This is a genomic window from Bythopirellula goksoeyrii (assembly GCF_008065115.1).
GTDB classification, from domain to species: Bacteria; Planctomycetota; Planctomycetia; order Pirellulales; family Lacipirellulaceae; genus Bythopirellula; species Bythopirellula goksoeyrii.
The window spans coordinates 4,924,598-4,949,102 of record NZ_CP042913.1 but is presented as its reverse complement, the minus strand read 5'-3'; the positions used below and the strand labels follow the sequence as shown (position 1 = coordinate 4,949,102).

The window sequence follows — 24,505 nt, the reverse complement described above, 5'->3', positions numbered from 1 at the left end:
TGACTCAGCGGAAATAGAATACCTGAAGGATCAATTTCTTGTAGTAGGTGGAAATAGCAATTAAAACTCAAAACGCCTGGGAAATTGTCGAAGGAAGTGGACCGATCATTGCAGCGGCGATACACGACGGCCATGCCGTGCGTGAGGAGCTATTGAGCTTGATTGCGCTTTCGGAGGCTGATCGGCTGCACGAAGAAGATCCACATACCTCTGTTTGGGCAAACGTCGCACCTTCACGCATTATAGGAAAACGATCTCGGTTCGAGGTTGATCTCAATCGTCCCCGGGAGAAGGCGGTCTATCAGGTGCCCGAGGATGCCTGGGGACTCAAAGTTTGGCACGAACCTTTGCCGCCCGATCTATTGGAGCGGTCTTTGGAGGAATACGATCAGTTTTACTCTGCAGTGGGCCAATTGCTCGACAATACGGTGAAACGCGAGGGTCGCGCTGTCGTCTACGATCTGCATACTTACAACCATCACCGTGCTGGCCCAGATGCTCCATATGACGACCCTTCTCTCAATCCTCAGGTGAATCTGGGTACCGGCACGATGGATCGTTCCCGCTGGGCAGTTGTGGTTGATCGATTTCTTGAAGATCTACAGGAGTTCGATTTCCCTGGTGGTCGACTTGATGTACGTGAGAACGTAAAGTTTCGCGGCGGCAACTTCGGAAAATGGATCCACGAGCACTATCCAGACTCGGTATGTGTGTTGTCGATTGAGTTTAAGAAGTTTTTTATGGATGAGTGGACTGGCGTCGCTGAGGAAGAAACGGTTGGCGCCATCAAGTCGGCATTGGAGTCGACACTCCCTGGAGTGCGAGAGGAATTGGCTAAGCTGTGACTCAAGCACCCAACTTGCCGTTAACCAAGGGAGATATTCAGGAAGTCCGAAAGCGACTCGAGGCAGGGCAGTCCGTGAGGACTGAACTGCCTGAGGGGGGGATGATCTACATGGATCGGCCACTCCCATTTTTGTGTGTCTATCGCGAACCACCTCACAATGATCTGGGGACCCGTGCCTTGGTGCAGGGTGAAGCAGCGTACCTAGTGGTCCCTCAGAGTGCGACGAAAAAGGAGATCGGTCCACTCGTTGAGACCATCGTGAAGACTCTTCGTAATCGATTCAATGGATTCTTAATCGTGGAAATCTGGTCTTCCGCCGACAGCGACGTCCAAGCGGCGTTTGCTGAAAGTGAGATGGAGCCCACCGAGCTAAGACCGAACTTCTCGATTGTCGCCCGTGGCCCCAACGCACCGATGCGCACGATAGAAACCCTTCGCCGCCAGCTTGAGCGTGTGACCTATCTCAAGCAACATTCAACCGTCCATGTCGACACTAGTTCCGACGCATTCGCTGGGAGTCTGACTACATTGCTCACCTCCAACAGCCTGCGGCAATGGGGCAGTGAAGTTATTGGACTTAGTGTGCGACCCATCTACCGCAATCCGCAAACTGGCGAACTCTATCCCGCCGTAATCCGATCCCTTAAGAGAAGTATCGGACGGGCACTCAAACAAGCCTTCTTTACCTTCTCCAAGACACATACGAATACAACCCCGGAGCATTTTTACTCGCTTGGCCGACGAACCATTTTCAAGTCAGTCAAGATGATTGATCGTCGACTCAATGAAATCAGCAAGAGCTTCAGTTTCCTGTTGCAAGTTACCCCTGTGAATGCGGATGCGGCCTGGGAGGAGTTTAAGCGGGGACGATTCGAAAGTGAGCCACGCTATTACTATCGCCCCTTATCGATCGATGCCACTGAGTTGAAACGGCAATTGTTTTCGATTCCTACCGGAAGTATTGAAGACCCCACTCTTGGTGAACTCTTCCACCAGCGGCAGGATGAACTCGATCGAAAAATTACGATGCTTTGTGATATCGGCACCAAGCGTTTCGTGCTCGGAAGTCGACAAGTCTATGGCGAAATCAATACGGATTTGCTTGTCCTGGCTCGCAACCTACTCGAACACATCAGCCCTCGCAGTGGAGAGGATCGTAGCAAACGCGAGCTAGATGCTTTTGCATTTGCCGAGCGAGCCACGCAAGAAATAGAATACTACCGCGCACAGCTACCCGAGTTTGCAGCCGAAGCGATTGTACGCGAAGACATGTACTCAGGACTTATGTGTTCTGATGGGCACCTCTTGATCGGACGTGAGACGCGTATCCCACATAGCCGTGTGGAAGCCCTGCTGCAACACGAAGTTGGTACGCATCTGCTGACCTACTACAACGGATTAGTAGAACCTTTTCAGCTTCTGCATACGGGGCTCGCTGGCTACGATTCATTGCAAGAGGGCATAGCTGTGCTGACCGAGTATTTGGTTGGTGGACTTAGCAGGCCACGACTGCGACTGCTGGCAGCCCGCGTGGTGGCCGTGCAGATGTTACTCTCGGGAGCAAACTTTGTGGAGACGTTTCGCACTTTAACCAAGCAGTACGGCTTTCGCCGGAGGACGGCCTATACCATCACGATGCGGATTTTTCGCGGGGGCGGTTTTACCAAAGATGCCGTGTATTTGCGTGGATTAGTTGAGATATTGGACTACTTGGGTGATGGTGGCAAGCTGGACCCCCTGTTCGTGGGCAAGATTGCCAGCGAACATATACGGTTCATCCGCGAATTATTGCACCGCCGGATGATTGAACCTCCCGCTTTGCTCCCTCGGTATTTACAGATGCCTGGAGTACAGGGAAGACTAGAAAAGCTAGGGGCGGGAATGTCTGTGCTAGAATTGATCAAAGGTAAAACTTAACAAGGAATTTGTATGCGTATTGGATTTGTCGTAAATGATGTTGCTACCGAAGAAGAAGGCTACACAACTACGCGTCTCGCCATGGCCGCTGTCAATAGGGGGCATGAAGCCTGGTTGATTGGCACAGGCGATTTTGCCTTTGACCCTGATGACTACGTACGCGCCAGAGCTCGATCTGCTCCAGGTTCGAAGTACAAATCTACAAAGACATTTCTACACGATCTGCGCGGTCCGCGCGGTAAAGCCCAGCGGATTACAGTGGACGATTTGGATATCCTGATGTTGCGAAATGACCCTTCGCAAGATCTGGGTCGTCGCAGCTGGGCCCAGCAGGCGGGGATCGTGTTTGGACGGGCGGCCATGCGTCGGGGTGTGATTGTGCTCAATGATCCGGAGGGTCTCAACAATGCCATCAACAAGATGTATTTCCAGTTGTTTCCCGAGGAAGTGAGGCCTGACACGCTCATCACGCGAGATCGTGATGAGATCAAAGAGTTCGCTCGCAAACATTCCAACGATGTTGTGATCAAACCCTTACAAGGTTCGGGAGGGCAGGGGGTCTTTCGAATTGTCGGCGATCAACTTGGAAACCTCAATCAAATGATCGAGTCGATTTCTCGCGATGGTTATGTTGTCGCACAGCAATACTTGCCTCTTGCCGCCGAGGGAGATATGCGATTATTCATGATGAATGGGCAGCCTCTGCGCTACAAAGGCAAGTACGCCGCGTTTCGCCGGGTTCGTTCCGGCGACGATATCCGCAGCAATATTCATGCTGGTGGTAAGAAGGCACAGGCAATCGTTGACGATAAGGCGTTGCGAATCGCAGAGATCGTGCGTCCCAAGTTAGTGGCGGACGGCATGTTCTTTGTCGGCCTCGACATCGTGGGCGACAAACTGATGGAGATCAACGTGTTCAGCCCCGGCGGTTTAGGAAGTGCTCAAAGCTTTGAAAATGTGAACTTCACCACCCCAGTGATTGAAGCCCTGGAACGCAAAGTGCAATACATGGGTCACTATCAACGCAACTTTAACAACGTGGATATGGCGTCGCTGTAGGCTATTATTAGCCGCGACGCGGCGGGCGAGTAGCACGAGTCCAAAGCGGAGCGAGATCCGAGAAAGGTAAAAACATGTTTGTCGTAACCGTGTATTTGTCAATCGATCCCCAGCAAGTAGCCTCCTTTAGGAAAACTGTGCTAAAGCATGCAAACAACTCGCTGACGAAAGAAGAAGGATGCCGCCGATTTGATGTTAGTTTTGATCCCGATAACGACACGCGAGTTTTGATTTACGAACAATACGACGACCGCGCCGCTTTCGACGTTCACACCGCCTCTGATCACTTCAAATGGTTCGGCGACACGGCTGGTCCATGGATTGCCGACAAGCAGCTCGATACGTGGGAATTGGCAGATGGATCATTAACGCAATAACCTGGACAATTAACCCTCCCTATGTACAATTGAAGATAGAAAGATTTCAGTTGCCATGAAGTCCTTATCTAGTATGTAAGCTGAAGCGTTGAATAAACGTGAGATTTTCACTTACGTTAGATATTCAATTGTCGGAAAGAGAATTCATGAGTAAGACTGCTTGTCTCGTTTTTCTGATTTCCTACGTTCTCTTTTTAATTCCTGAATCCTCTGCCGGTATTCACTCCTGTACATCTAATGGTCATGTGTGGTCCTGTTACTCGTCGCGACCTGTAACTGCGGAAGAGGCTGGGGCTATGGTTGATCCCGCACCTGCCGGAGGAACCGTTTTTGAGTTCTTTGTGACGACTGATTTTGACATCGTGGGGATTCACAATGTCATTGTTTCGCCAGCAGAGAGGTTGTTTCAAGCCCCAATGTCTTCAGACGTAAGTCCTCCAAATGAAGTATTAACGCCGTTTTTCCCGTCCATAACAGCGGATTCTTGGATCACCACTCCTGGCGACACAGTTCCAATAGGTGCTGATGATTATCATGCTCCTTTTTTGACTCCGAACAGTGCTTGGTTTGACTTAGACAACAATGGAGCTCAAAGCAATTTCAAGTTTGCACAGTTGACATTCGGCCCACAGGACTCGTTGAGTTGGCGTTTTTCTTTTAGTGTGGGTCTTCAGGACGGTTCGCGGTTTGAAAGCTATCCGTTCGATTTCATTTGTCCCGAGCCTAGCGCTCTCGCACTGGCAGGCATGTGTATGATTGGCTTGATTGTGCGCCTCCCGATCAAGTAGCAAGAACCTATGCTCCTCGCCAGTCGATTTTACACCATTGCGTCAACTATTTGTTGGCTTTCTGACAGATAAAGCCATCAGCTGCATCCCTAACTCATAAAATCGGAACGTGATTCCACATCGATACTGCAAACAGTCTTCAGTTTTTGAAAAGGCTCTGCAAGACTAGGGAAGTTAGGATGATAATTCGCCTCATCCGTTGGGGCAGCGATATGTTCCCGCCAGACTTAGCGTTTATGGTAATCGATCACCAAGTGGCCAGTGAGAGAACGCGAAGAGGTCCGTGGAGTTTCACCTTTGCCCTTTCGCCCACTCTGTGTATCGTTTGCGATAATCGTAGCCAAAATAGTCGATTGAGAACTCATTGCGAATCTTGTACTTCTTAAAGATCTTGATGATCCTCCCATCGGTCCATGCTGCCAGTGAATCCTCGCGTGCTTGAGCCATGCGATTCCAGAGGATTTCCTTTTCCTCGTCGGTCATTTCTGGGACCATGCCGACGTAGGCGTTGAAAGTCCGCTCAGCGCCGGGGGAGCGAGTGATGATGTCCAGCAGCCTGGTCGTTTTTTCTTCCCCGATCTGTTCCTTGAGCGCGATCAGTAGTCCTTGGATTTGCGGAGTGAATTGTGCATAGATCGGATCAATCTGCTCGGTCATAATCGTCAGTGCCTTCAGTTCGTCCTTCTGACCACCGCCGCCCCCGCGTGCTGCATCCCATGCGTCCCATGCGGCGTCTAATTCTTTGTCAACTTCCTGGTGCCAGGCCCACACCCTGGCAAAGTGCTGGCTGACGAGTGCAGCAGTTTCTTGTGTCTTGGACTCGTGTTTTAGATCTAATCTGTCCGCCAATTGCTTTCCTTTTCCTTCCACGTCGCGTTGGATTTCTTCTGGCAGTTTTGGAGCCCACCATGTCGGCGCGTTGCCTTTATCGATAGCGGCTTGTGTTCTGGCCGCGACAACCGCCGCTGTCTCAGCCACTGCGGATGAGAGAGACAAACTTACGGCGAGCAGTGAAACAACAGACAAAACTAAGTTGTGCATGTTAGACTTCCGATTGAGTAGCAGGGATGTGAATGTCAAATCATCGGTCGATTGGAACGAGTGTACTAAAAGAGAATCTATACAACCTACAGTCGCAAGAACTATCGAACACCCTGGTGCGAATATTGCACCATTTTTTGCATTGAAAGAGGAAGTCCAGCACTCCCATTCGGACCCTCGCCAAGAAAAGTGAAGTCTTTATGGTACCATGATCGCGAAATGGTGATACCATGAACAAGTCACTCGTCACTCCCACGATCAATTCGTGGTGATCATTGTGGAGTCATTTCAAATAGAGGAATAAGAATCATGGCGTTATCGAAGCAACTAATTTGTGGCATCCTAGTAGTGACTGGATTAGCTGTAGGCAAGGTACAGTCTCAAGAAATTGCCTCGACAAGTGATGACAAATCTGCTCAGCAGATCCAGCAGCCTGAACCCGGTATGGCACCACCGTTGCCATTCGAGATGCCCTTTGGTGTGCCGGCGTTTCCGGGGGCCTGGGGGGGCGGCATGTTCGCGACCGGGGGACGCGGCGGAAAAGTGATCGCTGTCACCAATCTGAACGACAGCGGTCCGGGCAGCCTGCGAGCTGCCATCGAGGCCGATGGCCCGCGTATTGTCGTCTTTCGTGTGGCTGGCATCATCCCGCTTGAATCCAACCTGGACATAGACAATTCCGATATTACAATCGCCGGCCAGTCAGCACCGGGGGATGGGATTTGCATCGCTAACCACTCACTCAATATCAACGCCTACAACGTCATTCTCCGCCATTTGCGTGTGCGGCGGGGCAACCCTTCGGGAGGGCAGGGGTCGGACAACATTGGTGGGAATCCCAGAGGCCAAATCATCGTTGACCACTGCACAGCCAGTTGGGGTCGGGATGAGAATCTCTCACTCTACCGATTTATGCATGATCGACCGGATCTGCCGCAAGTCAACGGAAGGGTTCAGCAAGTCAAGCATCCCGTCAGCAATCTGACGATCCAATACTGCATTTCGAGTGAGGCACTGGGGCCAGGCCATGAGTTTGGCGGAACCTGGGGTGGTCGGGACTCAACGTTCCACCACAACCTCTTCGCCTGCAACACGGGGCGTAACCCCTCGATCGGTATGAGTGGAGAATTCGACTATCGCAATAACGTTCTCTTCAACTGGAGTCACCGCACAATGGACGGTGGCGACGAGACTTCCTTGATCAATGTGATCAACAACTACTACAAACCCGGACCGGCCACCAACGACAACATGCGCAGCACCATCGCTCGGATCGAGCAGCGCGACATGTACTCACCCCCCAGACGCTTCCAAGAGGGGAATTGGTATCCCCAGACGGGCAAGCGACCGGGCAAATGGTATGTGGCTGGCAACATTGTTGAAGGTGATCCAGAGGTAACCGCAGATAATTGGAAGGGTATGCGTCTCCTGGACAGAGTTGGCACATCGGATATCGCGAGAGTCCACACCCCGTTCGAAGGTTGGCCGATCAATCAGCAAACTGCCATGGAAGCCTTCGAAGAGGTGCTGACCAAGGCTGGCGCAACCCTTCCTCGACGTGACACAGTCGATGAAAGAGTAAGTAAGATGGTTCGCACCGGCGAGGTGTCCACTGGCAATGGGATCCTGCTCAATCCCGACCAAGTCGGTGGCTATCCCAACTATGCGTTTTCGCCTGACGACGTACCCGCCGACACCGATGAAGACGGGATGCCCGATGCTTGGGAAAAAGAATACAGCCTGGATGCGAGCTCTGCAGAAGATGGCAACATCGATACGGATGGTGACGGTTACACCAATGTCGAAGAGTATCTCAATGGCACGAATCCCCAAGAGAAGGTGGACTACACCAACTTTGGAAACAACGTTGATACCATAAGCTAGCTCGCCTGTTTCACTCGGCTGCTTTTTCTTCCTTTGGAGGCATTTCAAGCCGATCTTTGGAAAGTGCTTCCGCCACTCCTGTCACCTCGTCGGCACCTACGGGGACGTGGATGCTGGAGCCTTCGAAGTCGTCGCCTACGGGCTCGACCTCGCCTCCTAAGTGTTCAGCGAGGAAGGCCTCGGTGACGGCATTGAAGGACATGCGGTTCTGCTCACCAGCAAAGCCGTGGCCTTCGTCAGGGTAGAGCACGTAAGTCACGGGAATGTGTTTGATCTTCATGGCCCCGACAATTTGGTCGGCCTCAAGTTGCGTCACGCGGGGATCGTTGGCACCCTGGCCGATCAATAGCGGACGGGCGATCTTGTCGACTCGCGTCAATGGTGATCGTTCCAAGAGTTCGGCCTGACCCTCCTCGGTTTCGACGTCTCCTACGCGGACCTTCATCACGGGCATAAACGGCACCCAGTAGGGCGGGATATTTTGTAACAGAGTGACTAAGCTCGAAGGCCCGACGATATCAACCCCGCAAGCGAACACATCGGGGGTGTAGGTCAGACCTACCAGGGTAGCATAGCCTCCGTAGCTGCCCCCCATGATGGCGATCTTATCACGCTGGGCGATACCCTCGTCGACGGCCCAGTTGACGGAGTCGATCAGGTCATCATGCATTTTGCGCGACCATTCGCCGTTGGCGGCGTTAGTGAAATTCTTTCCAAAGCCGGTCGAGCCGCGGTAGTTGACACTCAGCACTGCATACCCTCGATCCGCCAACCATTGATGGGTGCTGTTGAACCCCCACTCATCGCGGGCCCACGGACCACCGTGGACGTCGAGAACTAGGGGCAGTGGTTTGTCGGGTACACCGTCCCCATCAGGGTCACTTCCAACGGGAAGCGTGAGATAGGATACCAGATTGAGTCCATCGCGACTCTTGATCACTGGGGTGTGCATCTTGGCCAACTTGTATTGGTCCAGATCATCCCGGCTGCTGAACAGGAAGCTCGCCTTCTTGTTAGGACGGTCGTACAAGTAGAACTTGATCGGACCATCATCGAGCAGAAACGCCACGGTCCATAGTTTGTCATCTAATGTGCGGCTCGTGATGAGCACTTCACCATCTTCGACTGATTCCAGATATTCCAGATCTGCACGGATTGACTCGTCGAGTATTTTCCACTCGTCGCGGGTGTAGTTGAAGCTCACGGCCTGGATCGTTTTCTCGGTGGGATGCACGATCATGCTACCGACGTCAGCGCGAGGATCCTCGGCCACCAATTTCTTGTCGCCGGTTTCCAGATTGATCGCGAACAACGCCCCGGTGTCGCGTTTGCGACTGTCTTGCAGGTAGAGCACATTGCCCGACTTATCAAAGCCAGCGGGCCCGGTGTTCATGGCGTCCTCGGGACCCGTTTCGATAAAATTCTCCCACTCAGCCCCTTCACCAGTCTCGCCGGCTTGTTTGGGCTTCATCAACACGGTGCCCCCCTCGGGCGTGTAGTTGAAGGCAAATCGGACGTCGAAATCATCGTCGGTTACATAGGCAGCCATTCCCTCGTTCTGCTGGATGAGTTCGCGGTCTCCGGTCAAAATGTCTACGCGATAGATGTCGTGAAGTTGCGGGATACGATCGTTGAGGCCAACGAGGATCTCATTCGGAAATTTTTGGCTGACATCTTGGACCTGGGCATGAATGTTGTCCAAGGGCGTGAGGTCCTTGGTCTCACCGGTAGCGACATCGGTTACATAGATGTGCCAATTCTCGTCACCCGCTTTGTCTTGGGTGTAGATGATGTGATCACCCGTGTAAGCCCAATAGTGCCCACGAATGTCGCGCACTTTGTCTTTGGTAACCGGTTTGGCTTTTTCCAGGTCATCAATGGGCGCTACCCACACATTGAGAATGCCATCGACAGGAGCAAGGAAACTGAGCCATTTTCCATTGGGGCTCACGCGTGCATTGGCCCGTTGGGGGTTACCGAACAAAATACTACGGGGAATCAAGGTAGGCTCCTCGGTTGAATTGGAGGTGGGTTGTTCTGCAGTAGACGTCTGGCCCTCGGCTGAGGACAAAAAATGAGGCATCGCCAAACCGGCAACGATCACCAAAAGCATAGATCGGAATGACATGGGAATACAATCGGGTTGAAAACACTTCATGGGAGTCTGCTCCGGAGGGCTGGCCAAGGTCGTCAGTGGTGGTATTGTTCCCGCTTTTGCCCATTGCATCAAGCGGAGGTCGGATAGAGGACGCTTAGATAGTTCAAATGGGGAATCCACTGCGTTACACTAGTGCTTTGTCAGATGGCACCCCAAAAAAACGAAGTTGTCAAAGCACTAGGCAGCGGCAGTTCTTTTGAAATTCTCATTTGCGGTGGTTTTCGTCTTACTCTCTTATGTCTACGAAATCGAAGCAAGATCGTTCGCCAGTTTTTTCGCCCTCTTCGTGGCCTCTGCTTCTGGTAGCGATTTCCCTGATTATGGGGATTTCTGCAGATCGCTTTCTGGGAGATTGGCTGATCTCAGGACCGCTCACTTGGTGGCTGATCGCAGTCGTGGCAACCTCGGCAGCGATGACTCTGCTGAATTTTGGACGGTCTCAGATATCGATGGTTGCCCTCCTGCTCGCTGTTGTGGCCCTTGGCGGTGCATGGCATCATTTTCGCTGGAATACCATTGGGCAAGACGAACTGGTGCGGTTCGCTCCTGCAGTCGCGACTCCCGTTTGTTTGGAAGCAATCGTCACAAGTCCGCTGCAGCATTCTCCCGCCCCACCCTCCAATCCTCTGCGTGCGATCCCCGCAGATTCTCAGAGTCAGCTCTTGGTAGAGGTCACACGCATTCGCGATGGCACCAACTGGCACGACACTTCTGGCGAGACGCGACTCCGGATCAATGGCACACTTAGAGAGATCTCTCCCGGCGACCGAATTATAGTCTTTGGTCAATTGGGGAAATCTCGACCGGTCCTCAATCCAGGGCAATACGACTATGCGGCCGCCGAACGTTCAGGCGGCAGATTGTGCGAACTCTTTACGGGTTCGCCTGAGTGTGTGACCGTGGTTCAGAATGGAGGATCCTTTAGTCCGGGACGCTGGTTGGCCGCGATTGGCAATCGATGTCAGGCTCAGATTGCACGTTACGTAGGATCGTCAAGTGGACCAATCGCCCAAGCCCTCTTGCTAGGAACCCGTTCGGAACTAAGCGACGATACGCTCAAGTCGTTCATGAAGACGGGCACGATTCATTTGCTGGTGGTTTCTGGTTTGCATGTCGGCCTGTTGGCAGGCGCCGTGTGGTTGCTGCTTGGCGCGTTCCAGGTTTCGCAACGATGGTGCCTGGTCCTATCCGCCGCACTGGTCATTCTCTACGCTGCCGTTGTCGGTGCAGGTCCACCCGTTGTACGGGCGAGTGTACTGGTGTTGACGACCTTGTTGGCTATCGCAGGTTCGCGGCGGGCTTCGGCTATCAATCTCCTTGCTGCATCGGCACTGGTGGTGTTGGCGCTGAGTCCCAGCGAGCTGTTTCGCGGGGGTACTCAGCTGAGCTTTCTCGGCGTGGCGGTTGTGGTTGGCTGCGCAAAAACGGGGCTGATACAGGGGACTCCCGATCCGCTCCAGCGGATGATCGCCAGCTACATGTCGTGGCAGGAACTGACGATTCGCTGGCTTGCAAGCCGCTTCAAGAGTCTGGCGATCGCCTCATTCTTGGTGTGGCTCTTTGTTGCCCCACTGGTGCTTTATCATTTCAATATCATCTCGCCCAGCGGTTTCCTGATCACTCCGGTATTGTGGCCCTTCGTGGCCTTAGCGCTAATCGCGGGTTTAGGAATTTGCACGGTGGGCTTTGTCTTTCCGCCGGTGGCCTGGCTGCTGGGAAAGATCTGTGGGGCTTGCTTGTACGTGACCGAAGGCACCGTCGCTTGGGCCAGTCAACTACCAGCGGGACACACCTACGCCCCCGGCCCCACGCTCTGGTGGCTCGCGGTGTTCTATGGTGCATTGGGGCTGATAGCAATCTTCCCCCAGCTTCAAGTGCATAGAAAACTACTCGTCGCAGCAGCTGCATTGTGGGTAGCGGTTGGTTTCGGCGTTTCCGCCTGGCAGGCCACGCGCTCTGACGAGTTGCGATGTACTTTTCTCGCTGTAGGCCATGGCACGTGTGTTGTGCTGGAACTGCCGGGGGGGCAAACCATGCTCTACGATGCGGGGAGCCTCGGCTCGCCAGAGAGTGCTGCGAACACGGTCTCCGGTTTTCTCTGGTCGCGAGGCATCACGCATATCGATGCGATCGTGGTCTCGCATGCCGATGTGGACCACTACAACGGTGTGCCGGGTTTGCTTGAGCGCTTCGAAGTGGGGGCAATCTATGTGTCACCCCTCATGTTCGATCCGTGGGCGAACGATGGTGATCTCACGGCCCCGAATCTTCTCAAACAGAAGGTGCTTGAGGCCGACGTCCCTTTGCGAGAAGTATGGATGAACGACCGCCTGAGCGTGGCAAACACAGCTGTGACGATTGAGATTCTCCACCCGCCTCGCTACGGGGTACCTGGTCGCGACAATGCGAACAGCATCCTGCTCTCGGTGGAATTCTCCGGTGCCAGGATTCTGCTCCCTGGCGATCTTGAGTCACCGGGGATCGAAACTGTGATGGCGGAACCACCGCTTGATACGGACATCTTGTTGGCCCCTCATCATGGCAGTCGGTTTAGTGATCCTCCCGGATTTGCAGCGTGGTGTTCCCCGGAATGGGCCGTGATGAGCGGCGGGTCGTCGATCGACGCCACGAGCTTTGCTTCCACCTCGTACCGCACTGAAGGTGCCGAAATTTTGCATACTGCCCAGACTGGCGCGGTGGAGTTTGTGATCGGCCCGGGTGGCATCTCTCAGAGGAACTATCTGCCTTAATGCGAGACTGTCCTCGGATTCGGTAAATCTGCGGTAAACCCCGTAGATTAACAGGCATTATTTCCGTGCTAGCCCGCATGAGGAATCCGAACTTTTTGGCGGATATCCGGCCCAACGCCCTAGCGACTTTCCCACAGGTTTTCTATGCTATCGGCATAAAATAAGATTGAGTCTCAACTGCTAATATTTGCCTTGAGGTGAAGATCGAAATACAAAGACACATTCAACTTTGACCGCACGGAACGAATCCAGCTTTCGGTTTTACAAAAACATATAACCTCCCGCCTGAAACGCATTAAGGAGCCACGACAGTGTCCACTGTTTCCCCAAGTGAGCGCCCTCCCCGCAACCGCACAACTGAAATGTCAACTTCGATCAAACAAACAGGCACCGCTGCCGTGGCTGCCGCTAATGCTGCCTATGTGCGCGGCAAGCAGGCGTTTGATGAGTTGGGCATGAATTGGCCCATTGTCATCTGGATTGCTCTGGTGCATGCGTTGGCTGTTGCCGCACCGTTCTTTTTCAGTTGGCCGGCTCTAATTACCTGCGTCATCCTAGCGTTTGTGACCGGCAGCTTGGGTGTCTGCATGGGTTATCATCGTTTGCTAACGCACCAGAGTTTTCAAACCTACAAGCCAATTCGTTGGTTGCTCGCATTCTTGGGTGGACTGTCGGGCGAAGGCTCGGCTCTGACTTGGGTTGCCCAACATCGCAAGCATCACGCCCATAGCGACGAAGATGGCGATCCTCATTCTCCCCGAGATGGTAAGTGGTGGTGCCACCTGCTGTGGTTCATGCCAGACTTTGGTCGCAAATGGCATCGCGAGCTCTTGCACCGTTATGCTCCTGATATGGTCAAGGACAAAATGATGGTTGTGATCCATCACATGTTCTTGCCCTCGCATTTGATTTTAGCCGCCGTGTTATTCTTGATGGGCTACTTCGGTCCCACAAGTTGGGGCCTCGGCTCCGCCTGGGGTGGTTGGTCGATGGTCCTCTGGGGCCTGGGTGTGCGAATGGTCTATGTGCTGCACATCACTTGGTTCGTGAACTCGGCCACGCATCTCTGGGGCTATCGCAATTACGAAACGAGCGACAACAGCCGCAACCTCTGGTGGGTTGGTTTGTTGGCCTGGGGCGAAGGTTGGCACAACAACCACCACGCCTATCAACGCGTCGCCAGCCAGGGCCATCGCTGGTGGGAAATCGACTTCACCTACTGGTGCATCCTGCTGATGGAAAAAACGGGCCTCGCTTGGGATGTGATTCGCCTGAAGGATGTGCGGAAGCCGGCGATGTGAGTGGGTCAGTGGTCAGTGGTGAGTGGTGAGTGGTGAGTTGCTTCACAGTTCGCCATCGTTCTGACTAGCGCCTTGCGCATACCAAGATTCTTTGCAATATCTTGCGCACTGCGGCGAGAGAAATCTCTCGGTTCTTTTGTCGAAAAACCAGAAACGCAAAAAAAATTAATTGCACGCACTCTATAAAACTAATGTTTTTTCAAGGATTGCGACGTAGTTTTTGAAAAAAAACTCGCATCAACCTTCTTTGCTTTGAGACATCCCAGGCGAGCGTTAGTTCCCTGCATGTTACCACCCAACTTGGTGGCGAATCTATGCAAGGAAGTGCGCATGCAAAGGACTTACGTCCCCCGCCCGCCAGGGGTAGACGTATTCTGTGGATGGCCAGGTTGTCAAAGATCGTCGTAGGTTGTGCTGCGACATCCATTATCGTGATTGAAAAGATAATTTCCACGACGATTTTTGGGCCACGCCTCACTTGATAGCCCTGAAAGGGTGCGCTGCGATAGCCCGGGACGTAGTCCTGGGTATCGGATGCCACATAAGAATCTAGCCCTGAAAGGGCGCGCTCGAGTGCTTGAGCCAGCGCGCCCTTGCAGGGCTAACCTTCATGATCGCTTCCCCCCGGGACTGCGTCCCGGGCTATCACAGCGCGGCCGTACCGGCCTGTAAGAGTTGCTTCCAGATGGCAAAAAATCACCTCTGCTGAGTCTTTGCTATGCAAAAATTCGTAATTGGGTCATTGATAAAGAACAATATCGAGCCAGTAGCGAACAATTGAATTTGATATCAAATAAATCGTATCTTCGCCAGAAAGCTCAGCGTCCCCCTAGACCCGGCTCGAAGCCAAGGGAGTCTCACGGGCTCAGTTGCATCGAGCGACCGGTATTTCCAAGTCTTCGATCTCCGAAGTCTTAGCGGGCAAGAAACCGCTGAGTCGACCGATGATTCGGAAGTTGGCCGCTTGTTTTGGTGTCGATGTGAATGTGTTGGCGGTGAATATTTAACGGCTCTTGCTGAGCCGACGAGTAAAGCCAAGAAAAAGTAAAGTCAAGAAATACGTTTGACAGAACGGCTCTGGGACAATCAATGCGGCCTCGACAGAAGTCTTGCCATAGTTGGCCTGCCAATTGACAAGATCGCCTAGGCTCAGTGCATCTGGAGAGTTGCCGCGTTGCCACTCCAGGAAATCCCGGCCTTCTACAGTGCCATCATTATTGAAATCTGCCGTAGAATCCACCAATGTTAAAGTCACCATCGCATTCGGATCAAAGTAGTCATCCAGATCAAGTCGATTGGAGCTGAGGAGAAAGTCAAACGGCGTACCATCCGCCAAAGTGCCACTTAAAACTTGATCACGTGCCAACAGAGGAGTTTGCAAATTGTGAGTGAGTTCAGTAACTGGTTCGCCGTCCAGGTAGAATTCGGTTCCAAAAAAGTTTATTTCGCTTCATGAAAATGCATCAAAACGCTCACCAAAGAGGCCACCCGATATATTGGCAGTTCCACCTATGAATACGTCCACAAAATCGCCGATCGTTCCACCACTTACATCTAAGACGCTGCCTTCTCCTATGAATACGCCATCGCCGATGGTTCCTCCCGAAACATTGACGGTACTGTTGAGTTTGGCATCGATTGCACCACCGATAAACAAGCCTTGATGATCATGGCCAATTGTTCCTCCGGTGACGGTCAAGGTGCTATCGAGTAGTATCACTTCCTCAGCAAAGCCACTTGAAATTTTGACATTACTTCCAGCAATGGCATCAAAGTCAGACACAATCGTTCCTCCAGTCAAGTTGACAGTCGAACGGACGACTTCCAAGTTGTTCTGAACTATGCCTCCTTCTTGAATCAAAAGGATACTACCTTGGATAGCCGTGAAGTTCTTGCCTAGTTCAGCGCCGTCACGAACGATAATGATTTGGTCATTTCGGGCACCCTTTGGTGCAGGAATCGTACTAACGTCAATCACGGGTGGCCCAGGGTCCGGTAATGGTGATAGCACAAGTGAGAATGTGTTGTGAGGTTCCAAAGCGGCAATGAATCCTTTTGTCACGACAAATGCAAACGGAGTGCCGTCGGCAAACACACCGCTTAACAAGGTTTCAAATGGCACTTGGATAGTCGCGGAATCTCCCTCGTTAACCAGACCCTCGACTGGCACAGTATCTATCAAGAAGTCGCCGCCGAGAATAGTGAAAGAGCTCTGACTTTCAGCGCGAAGATAGTCACCGATGGCTCCCCCCGAAAGAGTTACGTTGCTGCCAGAGTGGGCTCTAATACTCCCAGTCGTTCCACCGCTAATATTTGCAGTCGCCCCTTGCTCAACGTTGAAACCTCCACCAATTTCTCCTCCTGAAATACTAATCTCCGAGCCATTCCAGGCGTGAAAGCTGGTACCCACTGAACCTCCAGGTCCGAGATTGAGCTGGGTTCCGGAAGTGATCTCTTGACCGTTTCCAAGATTTGGTACGGGTGGGACGTTTATGACCGTAGAATATTGCGCCCATAGAGACACATTATATACCAGAAGAATTATTGCATGCGCAAAGAAACAGATGATAAGTCGCAATCGCATGGCACCATCGTATTCACTATTAGAAGTCTATATCGAGTATACCAAGAGATGCCCGATGTTCAAGATAAATGTCTCAGTGTAATGAAGTTGCGAAGTTCGATGGACTAGAATAGTCATTGCGTAATTGATTCTGCAGCAACCCTTCTAGTCCGCAACGGCAGACTCGCAGTGGTAAACTTGCCCAGTAGCGTCGGCAATAAGGAGCAAAGAAGTTAGTTGCGGAGGAAATGTGACAAATGATGAGGAGAATGGTTAGGGTGGTTGGTGCTTCGCCTCTGCAAAGCGTAGTTCATTCTTGCGAATTTGCTCCTGCCATCGTACGAGAAAGAGAAAGGGACATTCTACTTTTTGTTAAAGTAGAAAGTAGAATGTCCCTTTCTCTTTTTCTCTAGGAGAGAGACCAAAAGGACAGGCATCTTTCGGAAAGCATCATTAAGGAACGTCGTCGTAAACCTTTTCCTCGAAAGGGTATACAGGTAATCCCGCTCACCCGCACGTTAGGCTTGGGACGAACTATGCCTGTCCTTTTCCTCCTTTTCCTTTATTTCTCAACAACCAGAGGCGCTTTGTTCCTTCGCCTGCGGAGCCAGTTGATTGAGTGGAGTACTGGGGGGTGGCTGATCAGTCGGCGCTCCAGCCGGAACTTGCCGGGGAAATCTAGGAGGGTGATACCCAGTAGAATGCACAAGAGACCTTGGCCAGGCAACACGAGCATCGCGAGTCCGAGCAGAACTAGTAGAACTCCTCCGGCATTTTTCGCCACGAGAAGGATCGCGCGCAGCACAGGATGCTCAGCGGACCATTCTGTAGGGGGACGTTGCACGTGTTGAAAGTAGTCGCTGGGGATGCGGGCTACGACCACTGGGATCAGGATCAAGCTGCCAAAGAACACCAGCAGCGAGATACCGCCCAGCCACCACAGGGGTGTTTGGTGAGCGTCTATCCAATCCAACCAGTGAGTTTGCATGGGAGGAAGAAGTTGGTGGTTATTGGCGGGGGCAGAGAAGTGACTCATTATAAGCGGTAGTTGGTGGGATACCACACGGAGTGTGGTGGTACATTGGGAGCATGGTGCAGGCTTGTAGCCTGTGATTACGATAGACAGGCAAGATGCCTGCCTCACAGAAAGCTGCATCCTATGCAGCTATGAGGAAGGTCATTCATCCACTTGGCCGATTGTGGAGTGAATCCTGCTTGTGGTAAATTCATTTTTGTGCGGGTCCTGAGTTCGGAATTTTCCTGGCGAAGGACCTGCCTCCTGATCTGAGAAATCTAGATTCCCTTCTCCCCACCAACAATGGAGTCTCAACGATGAGCTTTGTTACCACCCGCGACGGCGCTCAGATTTATTTCAAGGATTGGGGTAGTGGGCAACCGATTGTGTTTAGCCACGGCTGGCCGCTGAGTGCAGATGATTGGGACGCGCAGATGTTTTTTTTCGCGTCGCGAGGATTTCGCTGCATTGCCCACGATCGCCGGGGGCATGGCCGATCCAGCCAAACCTGGCACGGGAACGAAATGGATACGTACGCCGACGATCTCATGGATTTGGTGGAAGAGCTCGATCTGAAAGATGCCGTTCATGTCGGACACTCAACGGGGGGCGGCGAGGTGGCCAGATATATCGGCCGGCACGCTACGGGGAGAGCCAAGGGTCGAATTGCCAAGGCAGTGCTGATTGGCGCCGTGCCACCACTGATGCTCAAGACGGATTCGAATCCGGGAGGCCTGCCGATGGAGGTTTTCGATGGCTTCCGCACGGAGTTGTTGAAAGACCGCGCGCAGTTCTTTCGAGAAATCCCCACCGGGCCGTTCTACGGCTTCAACCGACCCGGTGCGAAAGTATCGCAAGGGATCATCGACAATTGGTGGCGGCAAGGGATGATGTGCGGGCTCAAAGCCGCACACGATTGTATCAAGGCATTCTCAGAAACGGATTTTACAGAGGATCTCAAGCGGTTTGATGTTCCCACATTGATCATGCATGGAGACGACGACCAGGTTGTTCCGATCGAAGCGTCAGCCATGCTGTCCGCCAAACTGGTGAAAGATGCGAAGCTGAAGGTCTATCCGGGTTTTTCTCATGGAATGGCTACGACGGAGAGTGAACGGATTAATGACGATCTGTTGGGCTTTCTCAAGTAGGGCAGAGTTGGCGTGCTTACCAGACCAGAAGGAAAGGCATCTTTTAGGAAGGTCGTCGTAAACCTTTTCCTGGAAAGGGCATATAGGAAATCCCGCTCACCCGCCCGTTCCTGGTTAGATGCTAGTCAGGAGGGCAGGGAAGGGCGAGTAGGTGGCGATGGTGAGGGATACTTTCGTCTGGGATGTGGGTCGTGTAGCATTGGAACGCATGAATGCGCGATAATGGATGCATTCGATTCCCTCGGTAAGTGTCAGAGCAGTTGGTATACGTGACCCAATCTTCGGATACATCTGAAAAGCGAAACTCTGACTTCGAGCGATCGGGATCTGCTGCCAAAAAAGGTGTCCCTCGATCGATTTGGTTTCACCTGCACTTCTGGCTCGGTTGGATCACGGCGATCCCTGTGATATTGGTTTGTATCTCGGGCGGAGTGTTGGCCTTCGAATCGTATCTCAGAAGATGGGAGTTTCCTGAACAATATGACCTGGTGGCCGACAGCGATCCGATGTCGGTTGACGAGGTGCTCGAGCTCTACCGCAGTGCGAAACCCAAGCTGGTTGTGCATCATCTCGGTTTTCCTGAATTGCCGACGCATGCCTATACGGCTTATGTATCGATGTTTGACGATAACGGAAAGCGGACTGGCGGTGGATTTGTTATCGCGAATCAATACACAGGTGAACTCACTTATGCGGGAGAAAAATTTACGATCTCTGGTTCGATGAAAGAACTCCATCGACATCTCGCCGCCGGGGAAGTTGGTCGGCAGATTGTCGCGATCAGTTCCTTGATTCTGGCGGTTACTTGTTTCATCGGCCTGGTGTTGTGGTGGCCGATGCGGGGTCGCACGTTTGCCCGGGCATGGAGGCGTGGAAGGGCACTCGATTGGCATAATGCAATTGGCCTGGTGACCTTGGGGCCACTGGTCATCATGGCGCTCACTGGGGTGCTGCTGACCTATTCAAGTCATATATTTCCCGTGTTGGACAAACTGCAAAGCGAGCCATCGAAGCCGCAGGATCCTGTCGTCGAAGTGGGCGAAGATCAAGAGAAGCTTCCTGTGTCGGTGGCGCTAGGGGAGATTGAAAAGAATTTTCCCGATGGCAAGATCACGGGAGTCCAGCCAACGGGGTCGAGCTCGACGCCTTATGTGTTCTTTGTGAATAACGATGGACTAGATTACCGAGTCTGTATGAATCCTTATACGGGTACCGAAATGTCGCGAGACGATGGCAGACCGAAGGGAGCTGTTAGCTGGTTTCGCAAGAATTACTTCAAATATCACACATTGTCTTTCAATCTTTTTACCAAGAGCCTGTGGGGCACATTGTCGGTAGCTGGTGGAATCCTCGGCATGACGGGGGTATTGACCTCGATGAGGCGGTGGCAACGGCGGGCGAAAAGCTCCTCATCGAGTTAGTGGGAAGGGAGGCCGCCTCGTTGCCCAGCGGCTAATATTCGCGACGCTATGTTTTCGGACGAACAAAAGGTCAGGCATCTTTCGGAAAGCATCTTTAAGGAACGTCGTCGTAAACCTTTTCCTGGAAAGGGTATATAGGAAATCCCGCTCACCCGCCCGTTAGTCTTGGGACGAACTATGCCCGTCCTTTTCCTCCTTCGGGCTAAGCGAAGTTTAGTCTAGCGAACTCGCGCTTGCCGTCGTACGCGGTTGTTTGTAGGTCTTGAAGGCGCTAGACACTTGTTGTTTGGGTGCTCGTCAGAAAAGACCTGCCGGGCGTTGCCCGGCGGCTAGGGGGGGAGTTTGTGATTTCGTATTGATAAGTTTTGGCATGTACCTTGAGTCTTGGTGATGCCTGTGGCTTGATGGTCGTGGTAAGTGGCATCAGCTACAGACCGAGCGCAGCTTGTGGCGTTAGATATCGCCGGATAGACTGTGGCCCTGGGGAAGCTCACTCAAGCTGGCCAGAAAGGGGGGACTCATCCTCACCCTTTGTGCATGAGCAGGTCTTATCTCCATATTCTGTGTCGAACAACAAGTTAGGCGGCAAGAGGTAAAGTGATGAACTCGACTGCGATCTACGAAGCGGCGTTGGCGACTTTGGCAGGAACCCTGCCGTTTCCCGAGATTGTGGCGAAGCTGATGGACGCGGGGGTAGAATACTATCACGTCGACTACGTCGGTGGCTGCAAGCGGTTCTACGACGGGCTAGGGGCGTGCGTCGTGACGCCTATTTCGTACGAAGATCTTCCGTCGATAGCGGCTGAGTTGGATCTCGATGAGTTGCGTGACGACATTCGCGACAGTCAGCAGAGTGGGCAGCACTACCGAGAATTCTCCATCCGAGCGATGCGGGCCGGAGTGCAAGGGTATTTCGCGTTCCTACGCGGCCAGCGGGTCACCTACTTTGGCCGCACCGGCGATCAGCACACAGAGTGGTTCCCTGGTGCCGGTCCTAAATGACCGTAGCCGCGTAGTTTACCCTGAGGAGTCTGCTAGTAGTGGGCTATCGCATTCTGTCTGGACCGATTGAAGTGAAGAGCAGAGAGGCGGTGGAATGATAACCTGGAGGGAAATCTACTGATGCCAAGAAATGTCTGCCTGTGGTGGAGTCTGCTGACCCTGTTTGTGCTTCCAGTTGCTTTCTCGGTTGGTGACGACACAAGCAGCGAACCACCGCCCAATCTGGTGGTGATCTTTGTTGACGATCTGGGGTATGGCGACCTGGGGTGCTATGGGCATCCGACGATTCGGACTCCTCACTTGGACCGCATGGCTCAGCAGGGAACTCGCTTCACCCAGTTTTATGTCGCGGCGAACGTGTGTACTCCCAGCCGGGCGGGTCTGCTGACCGGTCGCTATCCGATACGTTCGGGCATGGTAGAGGGGATGATACCCAGACGCGTGCTCTTCCCCGATGACACGATCGGTCTGCCGGCCGAAGAAGTTACCATCGCCGAAGTACTCAAGCAACGCAACTACGCCACCAAGGCCATCGGCAAATGGCATCTGGGGCACTTGCCCGAGTTTCTCCCGACTACCCAAGGATTCGATAGCTATTTTGGTGTTCCCTATTCCAATGATATGGACCACGTGAGGGGGAATGATGAAAGGCCCGCATACTGGAACGTCCCGTTGATGCGTGATTCCGAGATCGTCGAACGGCCTGCCGATCAAAATACGCTCACCAAGCGCTACACGCTCGAAGCTGTGGAATTTGTCCGTGAACATCCTGAGAACCCCTTCTTCTTGTATCTGGCCCACACGATGCCGCACATTCCTTTGTTTCGATCAAAAGAATTCACCGACATCAGCCTGCGGGGACTCTATGGAGATGTTGTCGAAGAAATCGACTGGAGCGTAGGGCAAGTGCTAGAGGCACTGCGAGAATCCAACTGTGCACAACGGACGCTTGTTCTCTTTACGAGCGACAACGGGCCGTGGCTCGTCCAAAACGAGGCGGGAGGATCGGCAGGCTTGCTGCGGGGAGGGAAAGGCTCTACCTGGGAAGGTGGTATGCGCGAGCCAATGATCGCCTGGTGGCCAGGTCATGTGCCGGCGAATCGAGTTTCTGCAGAACTTATCACTTCTCTAGATTTGCTTCCTACCGCGGCTGCGCTTGCCAATGCTCCACTTCCCGACCGTCCTCTCGATGGATATAACATGCTCCCTTTGCTTGAAGGCAAAGAGGATTCTCCGCGAGATACTTTCGTTTATCACCGGGGTGCTCATTCACATGCGATTCGCAAGGGTCCATGGAAAGCCCACTTTATTAATCAAACTTCTTATCCGACCAAAGATCCTGTGCATTACGATCCACCATTGCTGTATCATCTGGAGAAAGACCCGAGCGAGAAATACAACGTTGCTGAAAACCACCCGGAGGTCGTAGCGGAACTCCGCCAGCTGTTTGAGCAGCACGTGGAAGAAATCGCCAGACTGCCGAACCCCTTTGCCGCTACGAAGCCCTAAGGCGGGTTGAATAGTGTTTTGTGGTTAGGTATCCAGCGCCGCGCGGGTTCGGTTGACGAGTTTGTTGTCGGGGAGTTGCGAGCCGCGGAGCATGTAGATGTTCGAGGCCAGGTAGGTGTCCCTAAACTGGGGTGAGATGTGGTAGTAATCTTCTAGCACCGCGGAACTGAATTTGTAGTCGTGGGCGTTGGTGCCCTTGAGGAAGATCAGCACGCGCGCCGCATCGATTAGGTCCTTTGGGTTCTGTGTCTGTCCCAGATAGCCTAACATCTTGGCCGCGGCTGCATCGGGATTGTCGTTGAGGTCGGCAAAGATCTCGCCGACGGACGTCTCTACAGATTCACTAGTTTGCTGCGGCTGAAGATCCTCGAATTTCACTTCCTTCACGCGACCACGCCCCTCCATTGCCTCGCGAAACATGGTCAGGAAGGCGGCGTTCTGCAACATCACCAGGCGGCGGGTCTGGTCATTGCCGCTGGTTTGGTAGGCGAAGTGCAGCGCGTTGGTTGTGGTGACGCCATGGAGGGCGACGATCGCTGGTTGCCGCATTAAGAATTCGCCCGCCGCGACGAACAGGGCATCCCAGACCGCCTGAGGTCCAACGCCACGATTCAATAGTTCGACGACCTGGTCGCTGGCATCCTCGTAGGTGCCGGTTCGCAAGGTCGTCACGAGATCACGGGTTGCCTGGGGATCGACCGTTCCTGCTTGCCAATCGGCACGAATAGTGTCCACCAACTCTAGATTGCGGCGATAGGGGCGATCGGCCTCCGCATCCCGCTCGCTGGGATTGTTTCCTTCGTGCATGAGCAGGGCGTACGCGAGAGATCGCAGCACCGGTTCAGCATGTTGCCAGCCAATGCACTGCAGCGTGCGCCAACTGTTGGCCACGAAGATCGCTTTGTGGCCGATGGAGCGGAAATCGCGCATGCCGTAGCGGAACAATTGTTCGTAGACATCGACGGCGCCGGCGTAGCGGGCCATGCCGACGATTGCCGTATCGGCGGCGGCCTCGTCCCAGTTGTCCATCGCCTGAGTAAAGGCCTGCGGGGCTTGTAGCGGCGAAGGGAGAGCGGACTCGTCGACGGCCTGCATCGTCCAGTCGCGGCGCTTGTCTGCATCGGTTGCCGCGGCACTCTTGTAGTAGTCGAGTGCCCAGAAGATGGGAAGCCAGCGATGCTCTGCTGGAGACGAGATACTTGCCAGGTGTGCCGAGTTGACGACCAGTACCGTATGAAACTGGTGCCCGACGCTCGGCCTGGGCTCGACGTTTTTCACCCCGGCCAGCAGAAGGCCCGCCAGTAATTCTTGATAGCTGAGACCCTCGCGGATGCGTCCGGCCACGTCTTCCAGCAGCCGATCACGCGGCGTTTCCTCGATCAAGCGAACGACTGGTGCGATTTCGGGACGCAGCTGGACAAACTTGGAATCGATGTTTGCCTCGGCAGCAGAGACAGACTTCAACGAAGTGAGAAACCCGAGATCGCCCAAGCCGAGCATCGCTCCCGTCGTGGCAGTCGAACCGAGGAAGGCCCTGCGGGTGGTGGAATGAGACATGATTGCTCTCCCCTTGTGATCGTGGTTTGCGGTTTGCGAGTCTCCCACAGTCTTGTTGTAGCGGTTTTCTAGTGCAATGGCGGGGCGTCGCGGGCGATGGAGTTCGCGCTCTGCTGCGCTAAGGCTCCGCATCGCGGCTAACAATGGTCGCGCTCTGCTGCGCTG

The 24,505-nt window shown here is 53.3% G+C and carries 18 protein-coding genes and 1 pseudogene; 13 read left to right on the top strand and 6 right to left on the bottom strand.

The window, feature by feature from the left end; translation table 11 throughout:
* Nucleotides 1–47: 47 nt before the first annotated feature.
* From Pr1d_RS19575 to Pr1d_RS19555, 5 genes are all read left to right on the top strand, one after another.
* On the top strand, nucleotides 48–845 hold the full coding sequence (locus tag Pr1d_RS19575; RefSeq protein ID WP_238476541.1) for an N-formylglutamate amidohydrolase: 798 nt from the start codon (nucleotides 48–50) through the stop codon (nucleotides 843–845).
* On the top strand, nucleotides 842–2,764 hold the full coding sequence (locus tag Pr1d_RS19570; protein ID WP_148075095.1) for a flavohemoglobin expression-modulating QEGLA motif protein: 1,923 nt from the start codon (nucleotides 842–844) through the stop codon (nucleotides 2,762–2,764). Before Pr1d_RS19575 ends, Pr1d_RS19570 begins: the two co-directional genes overlap by 4 nt.
* A 12-nt stretch (nucleotides 2,765–2,776) precedes the next feature.
* A complete protein-coding gene (locus tag Pr1d_RS19565) occupies nucleotides 2,777–3,823 on the top strand; it encodes a glutathione synthase (protein ID WP_148075094.1) in 1,047 nt (348 codons plus the stop codon).
* A gap of 74 nt (nucleotides 3,824–3,897) precedes the next feature.
* Nucleotides 3,898–4,200, top strand: coding sequence for a putative quinol monooxygenase (locus Pr1d_RS19560; RefSeq protein WP_148075093.1), 303 nt, complete (start codon nucleotides 3,898–3,900; stop codon nucleotides 4,198–4,200).
* Between the two features lie 146 nt (nucleotides 4,201–4,346).
* Complete coding sequence (locus tag Pr1d_RS19555) at nucleotides 4,347–4,988, top strand: hypothetical protein (RefSeq protein ID WP_148075092.1); 642 nt, start codon at nucleotides 4,347–4,349, stop codon at nucleotides 4,986–4,988.
* A gap of 291 nt (nucleotides 4,989–5,279) precedes the next feature.
* Here the strand turns inward: Pr1d_RS19555 and Pr1d_RS19550 are convergent, their stop codons facing one another.
* Entirely contained in the window at nucleotides 5,280–6,029 is a 750-nt protein-coding gene (locus tag Pr1d_RS19550) for a DUF3826 domain-containing protein (RefSeq protein ID WP_148075091.1), read from the bottom strand.
* A gap of 309 nt (nucleotides 6,030–6,338) precedes the next feature.
* Between Pr1d_RS19550 and Pr1d_RS19545 the strand changes: the two genes are divergently transcribed.
* On the top strand, nucleotides 6,339–7,913 hold the full coding sequence (locus Pr1d_RS19545) for a polysaccharide lyase (protein ID WP_148075090.1): 1,575 nt from the start codon (nucleotides 6,339–6,341) through the stop codon (nucleotides 7,911–7,913).
* A gap of 10 nt (nucleotides 7,914–7,923) precedes the next feature.
* On the opposite strand, the gene Pr1d_RS19540 is transcribed toward Pr1d_RS19545, so the two are convergent.
* Nucleotides 7,924–10,041: a S9 family peptidase gene (locus Pr1d_RS19540; RefSeq protein WP_238476540.1), complete on the bottom strand. Its 2,118-nt coding sequence runs from the start codon at nucleotides 10,039–10,041 to the stop codon at nucleotides 7,924–7,926.
* 350 nt (nucleotides 10,042–10,391) lie between these two features.
* Between Pr1d_RS19540 and Pr1d_RS19535 the strand changes: the two genes are divergently transcribed.
* The 3 genes and pseudogenes from Pr1d_RS19535 to Pr1d_RS26770 all read left to right on the top strand — a co-directional run.
* Entirely contained in the window at nucleotides 10,392–12,821 is a 2,430-nt protein-coding gene (locus Pr1d_RS19535) for a ComEC/Rec2 family competence protein (protein WP_168205361.1), read from the top strand.
* 311 nt (nucleotides 12,822–13,132) lie between these two features.
* Nucleotides 13,133–14,122, top strand: a complete 990-nt coding sequence (locus tag Pr1d_RS19530; RefSeq protein ID WP_148075087.1) for an acyl-CoA desaturase — start codon at nucleotides 13,133–13,135, stop codon at nucleotides 14,120–14,122.
* An 851-nt stretch (nucleotides 14,123–14,973) separates the two neighbouring features.
* Nucleotides 14,974–15,129: pseudogene (locus Pr1d_RS26770) on the top strand (helix-turn-helix domain-containing protein); the annotation flags it as partial.
* On the opposite strand, the gene Pr1d_RS19520 reads toward Pr1d_RS26770, so the two are convergent.
* The 3 genes from Pr1d_RS19520 to Pr1d_RS19510 form a co-directional block, all read right to left on the bottom strand.
* Nucleotides 15,126–15,488 carry a hypothetical protein gene (locus tag Pr1d_RS19520; RefSeq protein WP_148075085.1) on the bottom strand — a complete coding sequence of 121 codons (363 nt, stop codon included), beginning with the start codon at nucleotides 15,486–15,488 and terminating at the stop codon, nucleotides 15,126–15,128. The pseudogene Pr1d_RS26770 and the gene Pr1d_RS19520 overlap by 4 nt on opposite strands.
* A gap of 84 nt (nucleotides 15,489–15,572) precedes the next feature.
* Nucleotides 15,573–16,532 carry a hypothetical protein gene (locus Pr1d_RS19515; protein ID WP_148075084.1) on the bottom strand — a complete coding sequence of 320 codons (960 nt, stop codon included), beginning with the start codon at nucleotides 16,530–16,532 and terminating at the stop codon, nucleotides 15,573–15,575.
* A gap of 715 nt (nucleotides 16,533–17,247) precedes the next feature.
* Entirely contained in the window at nucleotides 17,248–17,721 is a 474-nt protein-coding gene (locus Pr1d_RS19510; RefSeq protein WP_210417781.1) for a PGPGW domain-containing protein, read from the bottom strand.
* Between the two features lie 296 nt (nucleotides 17,722–18,017).
* On the opposite strand from Pr1d_RS19510, the gene Pr1d_RS19505 reads away from it, so the two are divergent.
* The 4 genes from Pr1d_RS19505 (at nucleotide 18,018) to Pr1d_RS19490 (ending at nucleotide 22,783) form a co-directional block, all read left to right on the top strand.
* The gene (locus Pr1d_RS19505; protein WP_148075083.1) at nucleotides 18,018–18,851 is read left to right on the top strand and encodes an alpha/beta fold hydrolase; all 834 of its coding nucleotides are present in this window, start codon (nucleotides 18,018–18,020) and stop codon (nucleotides 18,849–18,851) included.
* Between the two features lie 269 nt (nucleotides 18,852–19,120).
* Nucleotides 19,121–20,272: a PepSY-associated TM helix domain-containing protein gene (locus tag Pr1d_RS19500; RefSeq protein ID WP_168205360.1), complete on the top strand. Its 1,152-nt coding sequence runs from the start codon at nucleotides 19,121–19,123 to the stop codon at nucleotides 20,270–20,272.
* Nucleotides 20,273–20,872: 600 nt separating this feature from the next.
* Nucleotides 20,873–21,274, top strand: a complete 402-nt coding sequence (locus Pr1d_RS19495; RefSeq protein ID WP_148075081.1) for a DUF1398 domain-containing protein — start codon at nucleotides 20,873–20,875, stop codon at nucleotides 21,272–21,274.
* A 120-nt stretch (nucleotides 21,275–21,394) separates the two neighbouring features.
* A complete protein-coding gene (locus tag Pr1d_RS19490) occupies nucleotides 21,395–22,783 on the top strand; it encodes a sulfatase family protein (protein ID WP_148075080.1) in 1,389 nt (462 codons plus the stop codon).
* Nucleotides 22,784–22,807: 24 nt separating this feature from the next.
* On the opposite strand, the gene Pr1d_RS19485 is transcribed toward Pr1d_RS19490, so the two are convergent.
* Entirely contained in the window at nucleotides 22,808–24,472 is a 1,665-nt protein-coding gene (locus Pr1d_RS19485; protein ID WP_238476539.1) for a hypothetical protein, read from the bottom strand.
* Between the last annotated feature and the right edge of the window lie 33 nt (nucleotides 24,473–24,505).